This is a genomic window from uncultured Rummeliibacillus sp. (genome assembly GCF_934216135.1).
Lineage (GTDB): Bacteria > Bacillota > Bacilli > Bacillales_A > Planococcaceae > Rummeliibacillus.
The window spans coordinates 42807-65705 of sequence record NZ_CAKQBI010000010.1 but is presented as its reverse complement, the minus strand read 5'-3'; the positions used below and the strand labels follow the sequence as shown (position 1 = coordinate 65705).

The window sequence follows — 22899 nt, the reverse complement described above, 5'->3', positions numbered from 1 at the left end:
TATGAAGTTCGAAGATATCCCAACACCAAGTTTTGTAGTAGATGAGAGTTTACTAGAAAAGAATTTACAAATTTTAAAAAGTGTCATGGATCGAACTGGTTGTAAGATTTTACTTGCACAAAAAGCATTTTCAATGTATGAAATGTATCCGCTGATTGGTCAGTATTTGTGTGGTACTGCAGGAAGTGGTCTATATGAAGCAAAGCTTGGTTATGAAGAGATGGGAAAAGAAAATCATGTCTTTTCACCAGCTTATCGCGAAGATGAAATAGAAGAGATTATTGAAATATGTGATCATATTGTTTTCAATTCCTTTTCACAGGTAGAAAAGTATCGTGACCAGGTTCTTGCAGCTGGAAAAAGTATTGGTTTACGTATAAATCCTGAATGTTCTACACAAGTAGGTCATGAAATTTATGATCCGTGTGCGCTAGGTTCACGGTTTGGTGTCACATTAAATCAATTCCGTCCTGACTTACTGGAAGGGATTTCCGGGTTTCATTTTCATACACTTTGTGAGCAAAATTCAGATGATTTAGCAACAACAATAAGTGCTGTTGAAGAAAAGTTTGGACCATGGCTTGGTCAGATGGAATGGATTAACTTTGGTGGTGGGCACCATATCACTAGGGTAGATTATGATATTCCTTTGTTGGAAGACTGTATTACGAGGATTCAGAAAAAATACGATGTTGAAGTTTATCTTGAACCTGGGGAAGCAATTGCATTAAATGCAGGCATTCTTGTAACAAGCGTCCTTGATACACTTAATAATGAGATTGAAATTGCTATTCTAGATACTTCAGCATGTTGCCATATGCCAGATGTTCTAGAAATGCCATATCGTCCACCACTATTTGGTTCAGGTGAAAAAGGTGAGAAAGAATATACGTATCGACTTGGTGGTCCAACTTGTTTAACAGGTGATATTATAGGTGATTATTCTTTTGATAAGCCTCTAGAAAATGGCGATAGATTAATATTTGGCGATATGGCTATTTATACGATGGTAAAAACTAATACGTTTAACGGAATGGCACTACCAACTCTTGTGTTAAAAGATAAAAGTGGAGATTACCGTATCCTTCGTCAATTCAATTATGAAGATTTTAAGGGAAGACTTTCGTAGGACTTATAAAAGAGTTCAACATGAATGAGTTTTACAAGAAAAAGACTGTCACATAAGTAGAAAGCCTAGCTTATGGGACAGCCTTTTTCATTTTTAATTATTAAAAGTAAATCGTAGTTAAAAAATCAAAGCAAGGATAAACTCCTGATTATCCTCTATTAAACGAACCAATCACTTGTTTAGTTTCTGTAATATTGACAAATGCATGTGGATCAACTTCTCGAATAGTGTTTTTTACCTCGGACAACTGATAACGGGTAATAACTGTAATTAGTATTTTTCTTTCTTCTCCTGTATAAGCACCTTGACCGTTCATAATGGTAATTCCTCGATAAAGTTTCGAAAAGAGCTTGTCCTTCATATCATCGCCTTTAGAAGTAACAATCATGACAGTAAGTTTTAAGTTATTTGTATGAATAAGATCAATCGCCTTACCCGTTGCATAAATAGATACTAATGTTAGTAATGCAGCATCCCAACTAAATACAAATCCTGAGATGATAATGACAATAGCATTCATGCCAGAAATAACTGATCCAAGTGGAAAATCTCTCTTTTTCGTTAACAACATTCCTATAATATCAAAGCCACCTGACGAACCAGAAGCACGGAAAATGATTCCAACCCCGACTCCTGCTATAACGCCACCAAATAAAGAAGCTAAAATTGGATCATTTGATAATTCATAAACAGGGATTATATACAAACTGGTTGAAAGTACAATGACGGATAAAATCGTGTACCCAATAAACCGTTTACCTAATTTGAAATATCCAATAATAAGTAATGGTAAATTTAACACGAAGTTTAACAAACCAGTATTTAATGGTGTGATGATTCCAAGCATCATTGCAATCCCACTCAAACCACCGCTCAATATTTTATGCGGTATCAGCAAAAAGTTATAAGCAAATCCGATTAAAACAGAACCAAATATGATTGTAATAATATTACGCATTTTAAATCTCCCAACTAATTTTTGCTATGTATTCAGTTATTGGTCATAACATGAATTTCAATACTTCTTTCCATTTTTATTTTTATTATAGTGGAAATTTAATGAAATAATATTTGAAAGTCTTTTCAGAAAATTGCACTATCAAAATAAATGAAGATAACTAACGGAAAAAATAAAAAGTTTTAAATAAAGTTAGTCGTCTGACCTTTGTAAATTTTCAAGCTAATTTTATTATTGCGACTAAATGATAAAATATTGATTAATTAGCCCATCGAGTGTAATATTCTTATCAATTGAACAAAAATATTTCCTCAGTATTAAATTTTATTTAAATGGTGGTTGCTTTTAACAACTATCACATTAAATAATAGGAAAGTTTGAATAGAATTAGTTATGAAGTGAATAGGACTTTTTTTACTCTGACGCACTTACTTCCATTCTTTACTGCGGAAAATGTAAGGGCTTTTTTGTCGTTTATTCTTTAGATACAGGAGTTGCTCAAATGTATTTTTTACTAAACTTTATAGGTGTTTTTATAGTTATGGGAGTGGTATTCCTTTGCTCACCTCGTAAAAAGGAGATTAAGTGGCGCGCAATCGTTTCACTTCTTGTTGTTGAAGTACTCATCACATGGTTTATGTTAAAAACAACAATCGGTGGCTGGATTATCAATAAAATTGCTGCTTTCTTTACTTGGTTGATCAAATGTGCAAATGAGGGGATCTCATTTGTATGGCCTAGTGCTTTAGCGAATGAAAGTGTTGACTTTTTCTTCAATGCTTTAGTACCAATTATTTTCATCGTAACGTTCTTTGATATTTTATCTTATTTCGGTATTTTAACTTGGATTATTGATAAAGTTGGTTGGTTGATCTCTAAAGTATCAGGTCTACCAAAATTAGAAAGTTTCTACTCTATTCAAATGATGTTCTTAGGTAACACAGAAGCATTAGCAGTTATCAGAAATCAATTGGATAATTTAAAAGAAAATCGTTTACTTACTTTTGGTATTATGAGTATGAGTTGTATTAGTGGTTCTATTGTTGGTGCATATTTATCAATGGTTCCAGCTGCATACGTTTTCTGTGCTATTCCGCTAAACTGTTTAAACGCATTACTTGTTGTCAATATGCTTCACCCAGTTGACGTTCCAAAAGAAGAAGATGTTGTATACAAACCTTCAAAAGAAGAGAAAAAAGACTTCTTCTCAACTATTTCTAACAGTATGTTAGTTGGTATGAACATGGTAATCGTTATTGCAGCGATGCTTGTTGGTTATGTAGCTTTAACAGCTGCGGTTAATGGAATTTTAGGTTTAGTCTCTGACGGCTTAACAATCCAAAAAATCTTTTCTTACATTTTCAGTCCTTTTGCATATTTACTTGGCTTACCAACAAAGGATGCCATGTATGTTGCAGAGTTAATGGGTATGAAATTAGCTACTAATGAATTTGTTGCCATGATGGATTTAACAAAACATGTTCATTCAATGGCGCCACATACTGTTGCAGTAGCAGCAACATTCTTAACATCATTCGCAAACTTTAGTACAGTTGGAATGATTTACGGTGCATTTAACTCATTATTAGATGAAAAAAAATCTGCAATTATCGGTAAAAACGTTTGGAAACTTCTTGTAAGTGGTATTGCAGTCTCACTATTAAGTGCAATGCTTGTCGGTTTATTTGTTTGGTAATATTTTAATACGTATTGAAAAGGAACTCAGTTTGAATAAGCTGAGTTCTTTTTTATTTACAGAGCCAAATGCAACGATTTATGTATATAAAAATACGAAAAAGCTTAAAACACTTAAGGCTTCAAGCAAAGGAACAGCACGAGGAACTATTCAAACGTATAAAAAAGGTACAGAAATATTGATCTATGTAAAAGATAAAGCAGGAAATAAGTCAAAGGTTAAAAAAGTGAAAGTCCAATAATTATGAAAATGCATCAGCAAGCTCATTTTTGAAGGTTCAGGTATCAAATTAAAATGATAAAAAGGCTATTCTTGAAGGTTATTTAGGCTTTCAAGATAGCCTTTTTAAACGGAAATAAAAAAAGATGGACTAAGATTAATAAATCTGTCCATCAATGATAATTTGGCCTGTTTGGTGGTCATATTCGACTTCTCCCATTGCACCAAGATTAACACCTTCTGGCAGCTCTCTCGTCTCAACAACTTGAGATTCGTTTATAATGGCTAAGTATTGCCCATTAATCAAAACTACTTTCATCTCTATCAACTCCTTTTTTATATTCATAAACAGAAATTTGTTTATGTATAATATGTGCTCAAATAGTGAAAATTATTACCTAGCTTTAAAATAGAAAGAAAATTTAGAAAATTGTTATTTGTTATATTCTACAGGAAAAGAAAAACTCCTTCTTTTTAAATAAAAATTTTAATGAGACTATAAGTAATTGGATATTGAAAAAATATATGTATTAGAATATGTTATTGACAACATTTTGCTTATACTATTGTCTATAAAATAAACGGAATTTTTTTGAACTGTTTGATTTTCACATAACAATTAGACTTAGAATTCATGCGGTAACACTTAAAATAAGCTATAATAGAAAAGCTTTAAAGGATGTTTTTTAAGGAGTAGATTAAATGGGAATGTTAAAACTTGAAAATATTGAAATGATGCTTGAAGATGCACAGGAAACATTAAAACAATTGCAAGCTTCTAAAATCATTGATACAGCTACAGCGGAGTTAATCCAACTGACGAAAGAACAAATAGAAGAATTGAAAGAAATGAAGAAAGAACTAAGTGAATAATTGATATAGCAGTTAATGCAATAAGTAAAATTCTGATTAAGTATAAAAAATGCTTTTCCTCATTATATGAAGAAGAGCATTTTTTTATTTTAGCTCCGTAATTATATAAAAATGTTTTTTTGAAGTTCGTAACAAGATTTCGGAAAGCTACAATATCTAATTAGAAATGTTTAATTATTCCTCTTGTAAGGAATAGTCTATCTTTTAGTGCATATATTTAAATAGTTAAATGGGTACTGAATGGCCTTCTAGATATATGACAGAAAAAGATAGGAGTGTTGATTTTGCAGAACCAAATTAATGATAAAGGAAAAAGATTTTTTGAATATTTATTTGCACTATCATCTTTAAATAGTAAAACCGTTCGGACGATTCAAGATTACGAGAAAACTTGGGTATTTGAAGAACTAGGTGAAATTGAGGGCTGTACAATTGGCAATCAATGCGGGCAACCATCCAACTTATTCGAAATACATAAACCCACTCTCGAACATACAGCTCTTGTTTGCCCTCGACCTTATCCAGAATTAGTTAAATGGACAAATGTAAAGCTCAATAAAGACTCAGGAATTACTTCCATCCAAAATCATAAAAAGATTGAAGATATTCTAAAAGAAAGTAAAAACAACAAAAACGATCAACAACTAGCCGAATGGAAAGCATGGGCAGCTAGGAAGAGGCAATTTGACCGGGCTAACCATCTTTATGCGGAATTAAAAGAGGTTTATAAAACGTTAGAGGACAAAAGTGATGAAATTGAAATAGTGCTAACTAAGGGAATATTAAAGTGGGGAGGAGTAGCTAAAGGAGAAGATATAGAACTTCCTCTATTTACAGCAAAAGTTACATTAACCTATAATTCAGAAGATAACATGATTGCGCTAAAGGATATCACAAAAAAATTACATTTCGAATATGACTTATTGGATGATTTGCCGCAACCGAAAAGCGAAGAATTTAAATCACTTATTGAAAAAATTGAGAATATGAACTTCATAGCAGATCTTACAGAAGAATGGAAAAAACTCGCAAAAGCGCTAGATCCAAATGGACGTTTTATCGAAAAAAACACAGCACTTTATAGCAAAAACATACCTGTTATTTTAGACGAATCGTATTTAATCATTCGCAACAAAAAGAACAATATCATAGCAAATGATTTAAGACAAATGATGAAAGCCATAGATCAAAACAGAATGGAACTCCCAAATACTATTCAAAGAATTCTAGGATTTGCTCCAACAGTTAAACAAGCAAAACCTAATTTCCTTCAAACCACTATACCTGAACAATTATATTTTCCACGAAGTTCAACCAAACAACAAAAAGAAATCATCCAAAATGTAGAAAAAAGTGACAATGTTATCGTTCAATTTGAAGATAAAACTGTAGAAGCAGAAACAGTTGCAAATATAGTAAGCCATTATTTAACTGAGGGAAAAAAAATCCTCATAACTACACAAAAAGATAGCCCTCTTGCCACACTAAAAGATCAAATTCCAGACGATATTAAAGATTTGTGCGTTTCGATAGTAGATGAAGATTTAGATGGAAATGTGGAAATTGAAAAGGCAATAAGTGTTATTGCTGATCGATTAGAGAATTTAAATGTTCAAGCATTAAAAGAAAAAATAAGAAGTAACCAACTATTACTAATTCAAAGCAACGAAAATGAAAAATTATATAATGAGATTTTAAAGAAATATGCAAAGTCTGAAGGCACACCTATTAAGTATAAAAAGCAGTCTTTATACAAATATGATGTTGCAAAACAACTAGCAGAGCCAGTTGTCAATTATCAATGGATTAAAGACGATTTACCGCTTATCATGAAATTTCCATTGAATGCGGAAGAATGGGAAGAATTCTGTTTACTGTACAACTCTTTAAATCAAAAAGACAAAGTACTACTTCATACTAATCTGCCATCTATTCAAAACGAACTAATCAGTGAATCTTCACTTAAAACGCTATTGGAAGAAGAAAAGAAAATAACGGATGATATTGATATGCAATATATTCTACCAATTGATCTAACAGCGTCTAAAAAGTCCCCATTACTTATAATGAAAGATATTGTGGAAGAAATAAGTGCGACTCAATATTTAGTAAAAGAAGAAACTTACTTCACGTTTATTCAAGAATTACTTTCTAGTGAGAACAGAAAAGAATACTGGGTTAAACTTCTTGATCAAATCACGCAATTTAATGAAAAAGCACTTTCACTGTATCCAGAGGTGATCAACCATAGAATTGCATTACCTAAAAAATTGACTAGTGAAATTCAATTCGATTTGGATATGGCAAGAGAGCGAATCCTATCTGGAAAATTGCCAAATTCTCTATTCTTCATGCTTAAAGGGAAAACAACAAAATATCTCTTCCAAACAGCTGTGTTAAATGGTAGACCCGTTAAAAATTTAGAGGATATTATAACACTTCAAAAATATTTGGAATATAGAGGGCTTATTACAAAATTAGCTAGATTATTTAACCAGAACTTCAGTGAAGTGGGCATTCCTGAGATGGATATCACGGTGAAAGAGTTTCCTGAAGTATTAGAGGGAAAAGTTAATATTCTAAAGGGAATTATTAATATCGTAGAACTTAACAATACACTTTCATCAAAACTTCAAGTCGAGAATCTGCCAGTAGGCAATATTTTCAATACGGAATTCTATACAAAGTTAAAAAATGAAATTGAACACACACTAAATTATATGAAATTTACAAAATGGCAAAAATCATACGAAGAAGTATTGGATCGATTAGTGAATTTAACAAAAACAGAAGACATTCATCCGATTGCTCATGGATTTTTAATCGCTTATCAAGAAAAAGATTTTGATACTTGGCAATTATTAATAAGACAACTGAATGAACAGAAGAAAAGACAACTTGTAATTGATAAATGGAAAACACATCTCGATAAATTAGCGGCGAAAATGCCACTTACAGCAGAATATTTAAGAAATAATTTGGGTAAAGAAAATCTAGAACCAACAAATTATAAAGATGCATTTACGCTGAAGAAAATGGAAACTTGGTTAAAAGAAGATAGTGATATAAATAGTAAAACTGTTAAAAAACAGCTTCAATATACAAAGAAAATGCAAAGAAAATTGATACAAGAAATCATCAAAGATGCGAGTTGGTTATTCCAAATTGAACGTATGTCAGATGATGAAAAATCAGCACTCAAAGATTGGAAGTTCTATACAAAGAAAATAGGTGCAGGAAAAGGAAAACATGCAGTTAAATTTATCGAGGGAGCAAGAAAGTCAATCAGAAAAGCTCAAAATGCTATACCTGTTTGGATCATGCCGATTCAAGAAGTCTTTAGAACCTTACCAGTAACAAATGAAAAATTTGATGTAGTTATTTTAGACTCTAGTGATCAATTAGACATTTTTGCTTTGAATGTTTTAATTAGAGGTGAAAAAGTAATCCTTATTGGAGACGAAAAAGGAACTTATTCAACGACTCAATATAGTGGTGAAGAAGTAACAGAATTGATTCAGCAATACATCCAAGACATTCCAAATTATTCTTTGTATGATGGTTCCCACTCGATTTTCAATATTGCAGAACAGACTGTGGCAAAAGAAAATAAAATTAAAATTCAAGATACTCACTATTCTGTCCCGGGAAATATTCCTTTCACTCACGAGCAATTACCGATTAAACCGTTAAAGTTAAAAGCATTAGAGCAGCAATGTGAATCTTCTTTCGAAGTCGATGTGTTGAGATGGATTATCTCAAAGGGCTATTATGTAATACCGAAATTTAAAATTGGAGACTATTGCATTGACTTTGTCATTGAAGGACGGAAAGAACGACTAGCAGTTGAATGTGATGGGGAAAAATGGAGTGGAACTGAAAAATACGAAGAAAATCTTTTAAAGCGCGAAGCTTTAGAAAAGGCAAACTTAAAATTCTGGACAGTGAATGGCAGATCCTTCTATGCGGATCAAGCCAAAACAATGGAAGGGCTTTGGGCAACATTATTAAGTCTTGGGATTTACCCGATAAAAGAAGAACCTTCCAATCATGAAAAGACATTAAGCATAGATGTTAAAAAAGAAATACCAAGTATTCAATTTCAATTTCAAACTCAAAAACCTATTTCACAAGATAAAATAAATGAAGGTTATCAAGAAGTAGCAGAAAAATTAGAATTACTTAAACCATTAGAGAAGAGCAAAAAAGGCCAAAATGGCCCTGAACTAGAAATCATAAAGAAGCCACAAGAAACGGATGAACGTAACAAAAATCAAGAAGACCCAGAGCAAGACACAATTATAAAATTATCCACCAACGTAGTAAAAGACGAAGCAGAAGCACATACAGAAATAGAGGCCGAAAAAGAAGCAAAGGCAGAGGCTGATATAGAGTTAAAAGTCGAGAAAGAAGAGGTAGTAGAAGTAAATAATGAAATAGAAATTGAAGCAAAAGAAGAAATAAAAGAAGAAACAAAAGCAAAAATAGAAAAAGAAATTGAAGCAGATGAAGTAAGAGTTGAAACGGAGATAGAAGCGAAAGTTGAAAAAGAGGTAGAGGTAGAGGTAGAAGTAGAAGTAGAAGTAGAAGTGAAAGCGAAAACAGAGGAAGAAGTGGAAATAGAAGAAAAGGCAATAGAAAAAGAATCAGAAGTAGAAGCTAAAACAGGAAAAGAAGTAAAATCCAAAGTCAAGCTAGAAACCGCTGAACAACCAGAAGTAAAAAAACAGCTTTATATTCAAGATAAACAACCACGAACAAAAGAAGAAATTCCTAAAAAGTCAAAAGTGATACTCACTCAAAAAGAAAAAATCGAATCCAAATCTTTTTCGCTATCAAATTTAAATGAAATTCCACCAGAACTTATTCAAAATGTAGTGATTGAAGGAAAAACTTCGATCGCCCAATTTTTACAAGACTTAGGGTTCGAAGTTGTTGATTACCGACTTCAAGATGGAAGCTTATGGGTTGTAGCTAACGAAGAAGTTAAGCCTTTTATGGAAAAACTAAAAGCCCACAATATATCCTTCCATTATTTAAGCAAAGGTAACCAAACAACAAAAGGAAATCCGGCTTGGTATACAAAAATAGTAGAGTAATAAAAAATGCACAGCACTATAAATTAGTGCTGTGTATTTTTGTTTATGCTAAGCAATTACACAATTTCGTGTTGGTAGTTCACAAAGTTAAAAAATCAAAATATTTAATCTACCGTTACATAAAGCTCATTTACTAAAATAGAAGGTGAACCAAAACTGGAGGAGAATTCTAAATCTGAGCAAGTTTCTTTGATGTTTTTCATTAGATTATAAAAATTTCCAGCAATAGTGATTTGTTTGACAGGTGATGAAATTTGACCATCTTTAATATAGAAGCCACTTGCAGCAACTGAGAAGTCACCAGATATAGTATTTGTTCCAGAGTGGAGACCAGATAGCTTTGTCACAAGAAGACCTTCGTTAATAGACGAGATTACTTCCTCTTTTGTTCTTTGACCCGGTGCGATGTACATATTCTGTGGCGCAACGGAAATTGTGCCCTTATAGGATGATTTTGCAGCATTACCAGTAGTCTCACAACCGTCGATTTTAGCTGTTTTTCGGTTATGAAGTAATGTGTTTAACGTACCATTTGTTATAATAGCGTGTCTTTTAGTTGCCACACCTTCACCATCGAAATTGGCTCCGTTTAGTGAAAATGAGTGGAATGGGTCGTCAATTATATTTAATTGATCAGCTGCTATTTTTTCTCCTACTTTCCCTTTTAAAAGAGATTGATCCTTTTGTGTGTTTTCTGCAGAGAAGATGGGCGAGAATGTGCTGAGTAATGACGCGGCGGTATTATGCCTTAAAAGTATTGGATATTTCCCTGTTGGAATGGATTGTTCATATAAGTAAGCAAGTGCTTCTTCCGCCGCTTCTTTAGCAATATTATCAGCATCCAAGGCATAAAAGTCATTTGTTCTTTTGATATAAAAGCCGGATTTTGTTTCTTCTCCATCTCGAACAACTGTCGAAAAGTAGAGTATAAGACCATTTTTCTTTTCTGACAATGAAAGCCCCTTGCTATTCCTTATTGAACGTTCGGATTTCGTTTCACTTAATCCACAATAATCAAGGGTAATTATACGAGGATCATAAGCTCTGATTTTTTCTTCAATCGAACAAAGAAGCGCAATTTTTTCTGGGATTTCGACTTTATCAAGTTTCTCAAAATAAAAATCATGGTTTTCATATTTTGGACTGCCTCCAAAGATATCTGTACCGTCAGTCTCATCGAGAATTGAAGCATTGGCGATGGCGCTGTCAATTAAAAATGGAATAGAGTCTACATCAATTTTTTCGGTATAAGAATAGCCCATCTTTCCATTATATAGTCCACGAAAACCTAGACCTCCATCTTCAGACGTTTCATAACTATCAATCTCTCCTTCAAAAACGGTACATTCAAAAGATTCAGCGCTTTGATAGTATATTTCAGCTTCTTGAAACCCAGCATTCAAAGCAGCTTGAAGAAGTTGTTCATTGAATTCTTTTTGTATCATCGCTTATTCTCCCTTCGTCCCACCGACTGTAATTTCACTAACACGAATCATAGGCTGACCTACATTAACTGGGATGCTACCACTCTGTGAACCACACATACCAGCGCCGTGGGCAAGGTTATTACCAACGCGATCTACTAGTTGTAACGTCTTTGCACCGTTTCCAATTAGTGTTGCACCTCGAACAGGGCGTTCAATTTTACCATTTTTCACAATATAGGCCTCTCCCACTGCAAAGTTATAGTCACCTGTTGAAGGATTTACTTGACCACCACCCATATATTTGGCATACAGACCATATTCAGTATCTGCAATAATTTCTTCAGGTGTTGAAGTGCCTGGAGCGATAAAGGTATTTGTCATTCGAGAAGTAGGACTGAAACGGTATGATTCACGGCGAGAAGAGCCTGTTGGCTGTGCATGCATCCGTCGAGCATTAAATTTATCGATCAAGTAACCTTTCAAAATACCATTTTCGATTAATATATTTTTTTGTGTCTTTTCTCCTTCATCGTCCATGTTTAAGGAGCCCCACTCGTTCGGAAGAGTACCATCATCAATATAAGTAACAATTTCAGGAGCTACTTTTTCTCCAATTTTCCCAGCAAAAACGGAATTATTTTTTGCTACTGCAGTGGCTTCAAGACCATGGCCACATGCCTCGTGGAATATAACTCCTCCAAATTCATTATCGATTATAACGGGGAATTTACCACTTGGGCACTCATCTGCATGAAGCATATTTATAGCAATCCGCGCAGATTCTCCGGCATAGTGATTTAAGTCTAAATTTTCGATGAACTCAAAACCAGCATGTGCACCCGGACCATAAAACCCTGTTTGCACTTCATTTCCTTCAGAAGCAGTAGATTGAATAGCTAGTCGACTGTGCACGCGCTTATCTTCCGCAAATGTCCCTTCTGAATTTGCAACGATAACATTTTGCACTTCATCTAAACAGCGAACAGCTACTTGATTAATGCGAGAGTCATAGTTTCTAGCGATGTCATTCGCTTGCCTCATAACGGCAACTTTTCTGGCGTGCTCAACCGATAGCGGGAGCTGTGCAATTGGGTTAACTGTTGGAAATATTCTCTTACTTAGTGGATGAATAGTACCATTTTCTCCACCCTTAATCGCAAGTGCCGCTTTTTTAGCGGCTAATAAAAGACCTTCTTCTGAAAAATCATTCGTATAAGTATAAATACTTTGAAGCCCTGAAAAGATACGAATTCCGATACCAAAATCACGACCAGATATACTCTTTTCAATCTTATTGCTCAGTAAGGTTAGTGAGTTCACATATTTGTCCTCAATAAAGATTTCAGAAAAGTCGCCACCAGTTGAAAGCGCCATTTCTAACACATTTTCAATGACCGATTGTTTAATCATCCATTCCGCCTCCTTTCTTTAATTATACCGTAATCCAATACTTAACTACTAAATATTATGATAATTTTGTATATTTAGCGATTTGAATGTGAGATGAAATGAGAAATTGTTGCTAATGGTAGATTACCAGAAACCAGGACTTAAATTGCTGAAAGAGCGAATACAATTTGGAATGGAGCGGATAAACTTGACCGAAGAGCGAATAAACAATGGAGACAATAAAGATTTTAAAAGTAATAGATAATAAATCAATTTCGAAATGGTAGATAGCCAGAAAAAAGGACTTAAATTGCTGAAAGGGCGAATACAATTCCAAATGGAGCGAATAAACTTGACCGAAGAGCGGATAAAACGACTACGGGAGCGAATAAACCCGGTCAAAGAGCGAATAAACAATGGAGGTAATAAAGATTTTAAAAGTGATAGATAATAAATAATTTCGAAATGGTAGATAGCCAGAAAAAAGGACTTAAAATGCTGAAAGGGCGAATACAATTCCAAATGGAGCGAATAAACTTGACCGAAGAGCGAATAAAACGACTACGGGAGCGAATAAACTCGACCAAAGAGCGAATAAACTAATCATGGCCTACTTCTGAATGTGTAATTGAGTTAATTGCAAATCTGAATAACAACAGGACAAAGCATAGAATTTGATAAGGTGCAGCAGGAGTGGAATATGTACTTCATTGGTTAAAAATGAATGATGTATTTGGTTTAATATGTATTCAACATTAATTAATGCATTGTCCTGTGAGAACTCAAGCACTAACTAAAAAGGATAATTAAAATCAAAAGGAAATCATTTAAATTAATTTCTGCAGTGATTTTAATCATTAGATTTTCACCTCCATATTCTATTGGTTTTATTTTGCCCATTAAATTTAATTTCTATGCAAAGAATAAATAATTGTGGAGTGAAGTAGGAGGGATAAGTGATAATTATCTAAAAAACACAAAGCTGCAAAACTAATAACAAAAATAAATATTTACTACACAAAAAAATAAAAACCCTTGATATATCAAGGGTTTGAACCGTTAAAATATGCCCTTAACAGGACTTGAACCTGCGACCTAAAGTTTAGGAAACTTTTGCTCTATCCAGCTGAGCTATAAGGGCTAAATATGTAATTGTATGGATTTCTCTATGAATAGTAGATCCGTTTTACATTTTACTTTTATAAACACATCAAATATATAATACCAGAATATAATATGATTTGCAAAGTATCTTAATCAATGGCATTGTGGATTATACTTTAATTTACACTTTAACAAAAGTGGGGAGAAAAGAATCCCCACTTGAAATTTATGTTATTGCAATAATTTCTCTTCCTTTAATTCGGAAATATCCACTTCGGATCTTTCTTCCAATGAATGTCTCAAATGGACAGTTGCGGTTCTTTCGTTTAACAGTTTATCGATCCAAACAGATACACCGTTATAACTTACTTCAAATTCTTTAGGTGAGGCAACGATTTCTTGGGCACGTTGATATTCCATTTAATTACCTCCTATTTTTGAGGGCGATTTTTATTTTGATTTGCTAATTTTTCTAATTCTAGTAACTCAGCAGCTACTTCTTCTTTTGCTTGTGAAGGGGCTATTTTTTGGTTCGCGGGTGTTTGTGGTAGTGAGCCTTTGTTTTTGCTTTTTCCTTGTTTGTTGTCTCTTCCCATATGGATGCATTCTCCTTTCGATATGAATCATACTTAATATGGCTTTGTATTGATTTTTTATCACAAACCATTATCAATAATTATTAGAGTTCTGATTTTAATTTATTTTTTGAAAATAATGATTGAAAGTTACTTTAAGAGCTTTATAATGGATAGAAAAGTATCAATATTTTAGAAAGAGTGGGAAAATTGAAAACAATACATGTACATGCTGCACCAAGTGAATATATTTTGGAAAAGGGTGCGTTAAATCTTTTAGAGTCAAAATTAGTAGAAAGAAATGTAAAAAAAGCCTTAGTTGTCCATGGTGTTAAATCGTGGGAAGCGGCAAAAGATTATTGGCCACAAATGACTGAGATTCAAACAACAGAATATACATATGGTGGTGAGTGCTCGTTATCTGAAATTGAGCAAGTTACTAATTTAGTCGTTTCTCAGCAATATGATGCCATTATTGGTGTAGGAGGAGGAAAAGTTTTAGATTTAGTAAAGGCAAGCGGTAACAATACGCATAAGCCTGTCATACTAATCCCTACTTTAGCTTCGAATTGCGCTCCTTGGACACCGCTAAGTGTACTATACGATGACTTTGGTGCCTACGTACGTTTTGATATTTATCCAGTTTCAACTAGTTTGTTATTAATTGAACCCGAAATTTTAGTGAAAGGACCACTCGATATGTTTATCGCAGGGATTGGCGACACAATCGCGAAATGGTATGAAGCTGATGTACAATTGAAAACCATTGAAAATAAAACCGTTCCAATGATGATTTCGTATTATTCTGCAAAACAGTGTAAAGATATTCTGTTAGAGTCCTTCCAAGAAGGAGTAAAAGCAGTTCAAACTGGCCAAGTAAATGATGATTTTATTAAAGCGGTGGAAACGATTATTGTTTATGCAGGAATGGTTGGAGGATTTGGGGATGAGTATGGTAGAACGACAGGTGCACATTCCATTCATGATGGATTAACAGTTTTAGAAGAAACACATCAAGCATTGCACGGATCAAAAGTAGCTTATGGAATTTTAGTACAATTAGTACTTGAAAATCGCTTGGATGAAATCGAACGTCTAAAACCGTTCTATCATCAATTAGGTTTACCGTTCTCTTTGACTGATTTGGGTATTCATGAAATTACTGATGAAATAATCGCAAGAGTAGCTGAAAAGGCAACCGTGCCAGAACAAGAAATACACTTAATGCCAGTAGGGGAAATAACTGCATCTAGAGTAATCATGGCTATTAAAGAGTTAGAAAAATTAAACCAAAAGTAAACACCATATTTCACAATAAGTGAAGTCTTAAAGGACATCGAAATTTTTCTTTTGAAAATTGATGTCCTTTTTATAATGAACAAAATCCAAAAATTAAACCAAAAATAAAAATAGTCGAATTGGTTAAAATAAAATTGAAGAATATTAAGGATTTTGTTATCCTCAACATATTTTTCACAACAAATCAATGAGGAGGACGCTATGCCAAATATAAAAGTTAAATGTACTGTATCGGATTGTTTTTTTCACGCCGAAGGAAACGTATGTGGAGCTGAGAAAATAGAAGTTCAGATGGATCAATCCAGAAACAGAAATGCAGAGTTTGCTGAAGAGTTTGACTTAAAAGCACTTGCTGATAAAGCAAACCATTCAGCAGATACATGTTGTAAAACATTCAAACCGAAAATGCGACGAATTGTTTTATAATTCTAAAGGCTTTTAAAATTTGCTCATAGCTGGACAACACATTGAGATTTATTGGGGCTAAATATTTTTAGCCCCTATTTTTATAGGAATAAAGGTGAATTCCTTAAAAAGGATAAATAATGGCGAAAATAAGAATGAATATTTTAATATATTAAAAATCAACTAAATTTATTCTAGTAACATGTTATTTATATGGGTATAATGTAATCAATAATATGATTTTTATGTAAAAATATATCGAATTAATAATCCAAAATACCTGTAACTATTTTCCTTTACCAACTTAACGTTAGCATTAAGAAGTCACTAAGAATTTAAGGAAAGGAGATATTGATAAATGGAAAAATGGGATCTTTTAAAAAAGTATAAATGGAAGTTCATCATACCACTTCTGTTATTTTTATTGACATTGATATTCAACCGCAATTTTTATGGAGTATTTGGTGAAGATAATTATGTGACAATTCATTTGGTTATAGAAATACTAATTATTGTAGTATCATTTTCTATTGCGATTCAAGCTTGGCTTATAGTCCCATATACTCAAAGGGAGAAACGAATGTATATTGGAGCTCTTTTTTTAGCTCTAGGATTATTAGAAACTTTTCACACAATTTCTTATAAAGGGATGCCTTTTTTTATCGAAAATAGTTCTGCTTATTCGGCCACTTGGTTTTATATAATAAGCAGTTTGACTTTGTCATGCGGACTATTATTGATATACATATTAAAATTTAAAAGTATTTTTCCAGCGCAACGAAAGATTATTTATGGAAGTGCAATTATATATGTGGTTATTTGGGTTGCAGTAATCTATTATCCAAGGCATCTGTTTCCTGATCTTGTAATTGAAGGGATAGGAACAACTCCATTAAAAAATGGATTACAATATTTTTCTATCTTTTTGCAACTATTGCTAATAGGGTATTTATGGTTTAGTAAAAAAATAAGTACAATAGAAAAATCGATGATAATAATAGGGTCGATTTATTTAATATTAGCTAATTTAATGTTTACCACTTATAAGAATGTATATGATATTCGGAATTTAATAGGTCATCTCTTTTCATTGGTTAGTTATCAGTATTTCTTAAAGGCATTGTATTATTCTTCTGTTAAAGAACCTTATGAAATGTTAGTTGAAGCCCAACAACAATTGGAACATTCGCAAAAATCGCTTCATCATACAGCCTATCATGATGAATTGACAGGACTACCAAATTCACGTTTTTTAGAAGAGCATCTTTCTAAAGAGTTGGCTAAAAGGAATTCAAAAACAGCAGTTATGATGCTTCAAATTGATCGATTAAAATTTATAAATGAATCACTCGGTTCTTCTATAACGGATACGATATTACAAGAAGTTTCGGTTCGTTTAAGAGGATTATTACCAAGTAAAATTTTTATCAGTAGATTAAGTGGTGGAGAATTTATCATTATTCTTCATGAATTAGGGAATATCGACGAAGTGGTTGCAGTTAGTAAGCAAATTCACGAATGTATGCAAGAAGAATTTCAAGTTCAGCATTTTAATTTAAAAGTAAAATTAAACATAGGTATTTCCATATCACCAGAACATGGGGATAATATGGAGATACTCATTAAACATGCCCAGATTGCAAAAGGAAGGGCTCAAAATGAAATAGAGCGTTATCTCATTTATCAACCAGATATGGAACAGTACCTTGAAGAAAGACTAATATTGGAACATGATTTGCATAGAGCGCTTGAGAATAAGGAGCTGTTCCTAGAATATCAACCGCAAGTTAATGTGAAAACGGGTCATATCGATTCTGTAGAAGCTTTACTTCGTTGGAGACATCCTGAAAAAGGAATTATTTCTCCAGTTACATTTATTCCGATTGCTGAAGAAACTGGGCTTATAGTGCCAATCGGCGAATGGGTATTAGAAACAGCTTGTACACAAGCTAAAAAATGGCAAGAAGAAGGTTTAGGGAACATAGGGGTAGCTGTCAATTTATCGATTCGTCAATTTTACCAACATAATTTAGTGCAAATGGTAGAACAAAAGCTTCAGAAAACGAAGCTATCGCCAGAATTATTAGAATTAGAAATCACAGAAAGTATGACAATGGAAACGAGTTATACGATTAAAACTTTACATGCATTAAAACAATTGGGCTTAAAAATCGCCATTGATGACTTTGGAACAGGATATTCATCGCTTTCTTATTTAAAAGATTTCCCAATCGATTGTTTAAAAATAGACCGTTCTTTTGTAAAGAATATTCCCGCTAACGATCAGGATACTGTTATGATTTCAATGATTATTTCTTTGGCAAAACTATTAAAATTGAAGATAATTGCTGAAGGTGTAGAAGATATCAAGCAATTCGCCTTTTTAGCTGAATTAGAATGTGACTATTTCCAAGGATACTTATGCGGAAAACCGTTACGCCCAGAAATTTTATCTACTAATTTTGAAAAACTACAAATGGATATTTATCAATATGTTTAATCTTAAATATCTTAAAATGAAAAGAGGACATAACATTTTACAAATTTGTTATGCCCTTTTTTATGTAAAAGAAGAATTGAAAGTAATATTCTAAAATATTATATTGTTGTTGTACAATTAAATAGATTAGAAAATTATTCATTTTCATAATCACACATAAATTTAACAATGATTAGGAGATAAAGTAATGTCAAAAGTTACGACCATGGATCGTTATTTGGTTTCACAAGGGAAAGCGATTGATAGTTCAGACGTTTGTGAAGCTGTTAAAAAAGTTTTTGAAATTGATTTAGAACAAGCACCTATTTTACATATACCTGAAACAATAGATTTGCATCCTAATAATGAGTTAACAGTCAAAGTTGTTCTTGATGCATATATTAATCATGCCAAAGAAGCTATTACTGGTGAAGGGATTCGTCAGTTCATAAACGACATTTTTGGTGTGAATTTAAATGCCATATCTGCTTTAGATGAAGCCAGAATTTCAATTTACTCTAAAAATCAATGGATTGTTCAAAATGAACAAGACCTGTTTATCGTACATACAAGCAATAAGGATGTGGACGTTGAAATTTTACCGACAAATTATTTCAAAGAACAAACGAAACTAGAAGGAATTCCAAATAATTTGCAAAGATTATTAAGAGAGCTTGGCTATCAATATGATAGGAATGAGGGGAGTTGTAAATACTCTAATCCGTCAGGGATCCCAGTAGCAGACAAATTTAAAGGGCAAACAATGGAAGTTGTTAAAAAGGTTATTCAAGAATCATATTTTAATATATAAAATTTTGATAAAAGCCATACAGAAGGGTTTACAGTTCCTTCTATATGGCTTTTACATTACTTACCAAAAGAAGATAAGAATTTCACGCGATCACCAACTGGAGGAAGGTTATGATCAACTAAAGCAATTTCTAAAACTACAGGACCCTTTAAGTTTTTAAATTGCTTCATCAGCTCATTATTTAAGTCTTGCATACTTGATACCCGATAACTTGGAATATCCATAGCAGAGGCAATTGCACTTATTTTAACTGGTTGTTGTTCAAAAGATGGGTGTGTGCGGTGGAATTGCATTTCATGACCATGATATACCAAACCTAATCGTGCATTATTTATGACAACAAAAAGAATTGGAAGATTATATTCTTTTGCTGTTAAAATTTCCATGCCATGCATGAAAAAGCATCCATCACCTGTAATACAAACGGTAGAGCGCTCAGGTTCAGCTAGTTTAGAACCAATTGCTGTTGCAATACCATTGCCCATTGCACCAAAGTGTACATTGATATCGAAAGAAGTAAAATCTAAAGCTTTCATATAATGAATGACATATGACATAAATTCACCAACATCAATCGCATAGCGAGTAGAAATAGGTAAGTATTTTTGAAGAACTTGTAGAGTATTCATCGTATTATATTCAACAGTAGTTTCATCAAAATTTTCCAACTTGCTATGTTCTAACTTATAAATGGTTCTAGTTCGCCCAGATTTTTTTAATTCGTCTAATAATAAATCTAAGCTTAACTGAATATCTCCAAGAACAGGTAAGTCGATAGAATATTTACGGTTAAAGACGGTTTTGTCAAAATCTATTTGGATTGTATAACGATTTTTTGTAAGGTTGGGATTATAGTTATTGGTAGCTGTTTCGCCTAAGCTTGATCCAATGACCAGAAGTACATTCCCATTTCCGTTATTGATAATTGATGAAGTTTTTTCATGACCAGCAAAGCCGAAAACACCGGTTACGAGTGGATGAGTTTCGGGGATAATCCCTTTAGCAACTGGAGTAGTTATGATTGGCCAATTTAGTAATTCAGCCAATTCTATAACTTGAGGAGCAGAATATCTCACACCTTGACCAACAAAAATAATACCGTTTTCTTCTAAAAGTAATTTTTGTGCAACTTTCTTAATGGCGGTAGGGTCAGGGGGGATTATTGTTTTTTTGATTGGTTCTGGGAATTTCCAATCTTCTATTGTCGCATTTTGAATATCAAGTGGTATCGCAATATGTACAGGACCTGGTACATCGGAAATAGCAATTTCGCATGCTTTCTTCACTTCTTTTATTAAATCCTTTGAATCCTTTACCAATACACTATATTTTGTAACGGGTTTGAAAATTGGACTAGCATCTAATTCTTGAGCCGCATTTAAACCTATTGAATTTAATGGAACAGAACCAGTTATAAATAAGATTGGTAAGTGCTCACGCATCGCATTGGCAGCACCTGATAATAGATTAGTTCCACCAGGGCCGCTGCTACCAATACTTACACTTAAGTTATTTGTGAATTTTGCATAGGCTGCAGCCATATAAGCAGCTGCGCCTTCATGTTTTGTTACAATGGGAGTTATTTCGGGTACATCATTAAGTTCATCAAAAATTGCATTTATTGATCCTGCAGGGATACCAAAGATATAATTAACTCCATTTTCTCTTAAATATTCGAGTAAAAATCTAGCTGCTTTCATTACTAATTGAATCTCCTTTTGAAACTTAATTCCTATATTTTCATGATATATAAAGTACCAATTACTATCTATTGTATAGATAAATTATACCTCATTCACTTGAATTGATAATACAAAAGTTTATAATAAAAAACCTTTCTTTTATAACCATTAAGGTTTAAAAAATAGAAAATAGGAAGGGGGTTTTTAAAAAACGACCATTTTATTATTCTATAATTGTGAAGGAATTGTTTGAAAAATGAACAATTATGCTCGTATTTGTATTTAATATTTTAACATAAAAAATGTAGTCTATACTATATAAATCAGACTGAATTATAATAGGTAATTAGACTTATTAATGTCGGTTTGTAATATTTTAAAAAGGAATTGGTTCAATATGGAAATGCCGAAAATAAAGGCAAAAAGAAATACTTCATTTGAATATTTTAAGAAAGCTACTCTTTCAATCTTAATTTTTGCGGTAGTTTTGTTTAATTTTATGGGAACAAAATCTATGTCTAATGCAAAGACAAAAACACCCAAAAAGCCAACGTATACTTTATCAACTAAAACTAAAGTGCTAGATAAAAAGATGACGAAGTTTTCTACATATAATAGCAATACGAAAACATATTATATGCTTCGCTCGTATCTTGAGAAGCTTGAAAAAACCGGTGGCGGGAAATTAGTATTAAAAAAGGGAACATATATAGTCACGAATTCTTTATATGTACCATCCAATGTTACGATTCAGCTAGAAGATGGTGTGGAAATTGTAAAAGGAAATGAAACAGGAGTAGAGAATATGGATCCATCCCACTCCATTTTTCAATTTGTTCGACCATCTAAAGCTAATAAGAAGCATGTATATGGCAAGTTTAATGGAGAAAAAAATATTAAACTGATTGGCAAAGGCGATGCAACCATTGATTTAAACTATGATTTTCAATCATTAGGAATTGTTATGGGACATAACTCGAATATTACGATTGACCATATTCAATTTAAAAATATGTATGGTGGTCACTTTATCGAACTTGATGCTTCAAATCATGTTGTTATAAAGAATTCTACTTTTGTTTCATCTCAACATTGGGAAGGACATGATAAAGAAGGGATTAATTTAGATACACCAGATCTTACAACACAAGGATTTACTCATGATTGGAGTAAATATGATAAACAGGCAAATAATGATGTCTTAATCACGAATAACATATTCGATAGTTTGGATCGAGCTGTTGGAACACATAAATATTCTGAAGGTAGCCTACATAAAAAAGTTGTAATTCGTAATAACCAGATTCAAAATATGAGCTCAGATGCTATTCGAGTGATGAATTGGTCTAATCTTATTATTGAAAAAAATACTTTTACGGATATAGGAGATAAAAGCATTTCCGATGACAATACTCGCGGTATATTATTGAGTGGTGCTAGTAATCCAACTATTCAATTGAATACATTTATTGGAGTCCCCCGAGCTATGCAGTTTATGGTATGGATGAACAATGGACCAGGTAGTGCATACAAACCAATTTATAATAAATTAAGTGATACAAATAAAAAAGTATTAAAAAATAATGTATATATGATTGTTAATGAAGATTTCATAAGGATTAACAATAAAACCTTTGGTGATTATAGCTACCCAGAGAAGATCTATCTTTCAGTAAAAACACCTCAAGATTCACAACAATAATTTATTGATGCTTATCGCTCAAAAGGTACTTTGACCAAAGTAAAGTGAAAAG

Annotated in this window: 17 protein-coding genes and 1 tRNA gene; 10 read left to right on the top strand and 8 right to left on the bottom strand. The window is 32.8% G+C overall.

Annotated elements, in window-relative coordinates:
- The first annotated feature begins 1 nt into the window (after position 1).
- Positions 2 to 1129 carry a carboxynorspermidine decarboxylase gene (gene nspC / locus Q0977_RS08665; protein WP_299512634.1) on the top strand — a complete coding sequence of 376 codons (1128 nt, stop codon included), beginning with the start codon at positions 2 to 4 and terminating at the stop codon, positions 1127 to 1129.
- 148 nt (positions 1130 to 1277) lie between these two features.
- Here the strand turns inward: nspC and Q0977_RS08660 are convergent, their stop codons facing one another.
- Complete coding sequence (locus tag Q0977_RS08660) at positions 1278 to 2087, bottom strand: YitT family protein (protein ID WP_119415407.1); 810 nt, start codon at positions 2085 to 2087, stop codon at positions 1278 to 1280.
- A gap of 502 nt (positions 2088 to 2589) precedes the next feature.
- On the opposite strand from Q0977_RS08660, the gene Q0977_RS08655 reads away from it, so the two are divergent.
- Together Q0977_RS08655 and Q0977_RS08650 are read left to right on the top strand one after the other, a co-directional pair.
- Positions 2590 to 3783, top strand: coding sequence for a NupC/NupG family nucleoside CNT transporter (locus tag Q0977_RS08655; protein WP_299512631.1), 1194 nt, complete (start codon positions 2590 to 2592; stop codon positions 3781 to 3783).
- A gap of 31 nt (positions 3784 to 3814) precedes the next feature.
- The gene (locus Q0977_RS08650; protein WP_119415409.1) at positions 3815 to 4024 is read left to right on the top strand and encodes an Ig-like domain-containing protein; all 210 of its coding nucleotides are present in this window, start codon (positions 3815 to 3817) and stop codon (positions 4022 to 4024) included.
- A 135-nt stretch (positions 4025 to 4159) separates the two neighbouring features.
- Here Q0977_RS08650 and Q0977_RS08645 read toward each other — a convergent pair whose 3' ends face one another.
- Complete coding sequence (locus Q0977_RS08645) at positions 4160 to 4321, bottom strand: hypothetical protein (RefSeq protein WP_158582335.1); 162 nt, start codon at positions 4319 to 4321, stop codon at positions 4160 to 4162.
- 383 nt (positions 4322 to 4704) lie between these two features.
- Here Q0977_RS08645 and Q0977_RS08640 point away from each other — a divergent pair, with 383 nt between their 5' ends.
- Entirely contained in the window at positions 4705 to 4875 is a 171-nt protein-coding gene (locus Q0977_RS08640) for a hypothetical protein (RefSeq protein ID WP_158582336.1), read from the top strand.
- A gap of 284 nt (positions 4876 to 5159) precedes the next feature.
- Complete coding sequence (locus Q0977_RS08635; RefSeq protein WP_299512626.1) at positions 5160 to 9974, top strand: hypothetical protein; 4815 nt, start codon at positions 5160 to 5162, stop codon at positions 9972 to 9974.
- A gap of 104 nt (positions 9975 to 10078) precedes the next feature.
- Here the strand turns inward: Q0977_RS08635 and Q0977_RS08630 are convergent, their stop codons facing one another.
- From Q0977_RS08630 to Q0977_RS08610, 5 genes are all read right to left on the bottom strand, one after another.
- Positions 10079 to 11419, bottom strand: coding sequence for a TldD/PmbA family protein (locus Q0977_RS08630; RefSeq protein WP_119415411.1), 1341 nt, complete (start codon positions 11417 to 11419; stop codon positions 10079 to 10081).
- Positions 11420 to 11422: 3 nt separating this feature from the next.
- Positions 11423 to 12811 carry a TldD/PmbA family protein gene (locus Q0977_RS08625; RefSeq protein ID WP_299512622.1) on the bottom strand — a complete coding sequence of 463 codons (1389 nt, stop codon included), beginning with the start codon at positions 12809 to 12811 and terminating at the stop codon, positions 11423 to 11425.
- Between the two features lie 1046 nt (positions 12812 to 13857).
- Positions 13858 to 13931 (bottom strand) — tRNA-Arg (locus Q0977_RS08620).
- A gap of 194 nt (positions 13932 to 14125) precedes the next feature.
- A complete protein-coding gene (locus Q0977_RS08615) occupies positions 14126 to 14314 on the bottom strand; it encodes an H-type small acid-soluble spore protein (RefSeq protein WP_119415413.1) in 189 nt (62 codons plus the stop codon).
- An 11-nt stretch (positions 14315 to 14325) separates the two neighbouring features.
- Complete coding sequence (locus tag Q0977_RS08610; RefSeq protein WP_299512618.1) at positions 14326 to 14490, bottom strand: hypothetical protein; 165 nt, start codon at positions 14488 to 14490, stop codon at positions 14326 to 14328.
- Positions 14491 to 14679: 189 nt separating this feature from the next.
- Between Q0977_RS08610 and Q0977_RS08605 the strand changes: the two genes are divergently transcribed.
- The 4 genes from Q0977_RS08605 to Q0977_RS08590 all read left to right on the top strand — a co-directional run bounded on the left by Q0977_RS08605 (position 14680) and on the right by Q0977_RS08590 (position 19463).
- Entirely contained in the window at positions 14680 to 15768 is a 1089-nt protein-coding gene (locus tag Q0977_RS08605; RefSeq protein ID WP_119415414.1) for an iron-containing alcohol dehydrogenase family protein, read from the top strand.
- A 201-nt stretch (positions 15769 to 15969) separates the two neighbouring features.
- Complete coding sequence (locus Q0977_RS08600; protein WP_299512614.1) at positions 15970 to 16194, top strand: DUF1540 domain-containing protein; 225 nt, start codon at positions 15970 to 15972, stop codon at positions 16192 to 16194.
- Positions 16195 to 16531: 337 nt separating this feature from the next.
- Positions 16532 to 18673: an EAL domain-containing protein gene (locus tag Q0977_RS08595; protein ID WP_299512611.1), complete on the top strand. Its 2142-nt coding sequence runs from the start codon at positions 16532 to 16534 to the stop codon at positions 18671 to 18673.
- Between the two features lie 187 nt (positions 18674 to 18860).
- The gene (locus tag Q0977_RS08590; RefSeq protein WP_299512609.1) at positions 18861 to 19463 is read left to right on the top strand and encodes a hypothetical protein; all 603 of its coding nucleotides are present in this window, start codon (positions 18861 to 18863) and stop codon (positions 19461 to 19463) included.
- 56 nt (positions 19464 to 19519) lie between these two features.
- Here Q0977_RS08590 and Q0977_RS08585 read toward each other — a convergent pair whose 3' ends face one another.
- On the bottom strand, positions 19520 to 21163 hold the full coding sequence (locus tag Q0977_RS08585; RefSeq protein WP_299512606.1) for a thiamine pyrophosphate-binding protein: 1644 nt from the start codon (positions 21161 to 21163) through the stop codon (positions 19520 to 19522).
- Between the two features lie 496 nt (positions 21164 to 21659).
- Here Q0977_RS08585 and Q0977_RS08580 point away from each other — a divergent pair, with 496 nt between their 5' ends.
- Positions 21660 to 22847 carry a right-handed parallel beta-helix repeat-containing protein gene (locus Q0977_RS08580; RefSeq protein WP_299512603.1) on the top strand — a complete coding sequence of 396 codons (1188 nt, stop codon included), beginning with the start codon at positions 21660 to 21662 and terminating at the stop codon, positions 22845 to 22847.
- Positions 22848 to 22899: the final 52 nt, after the last annotated feature.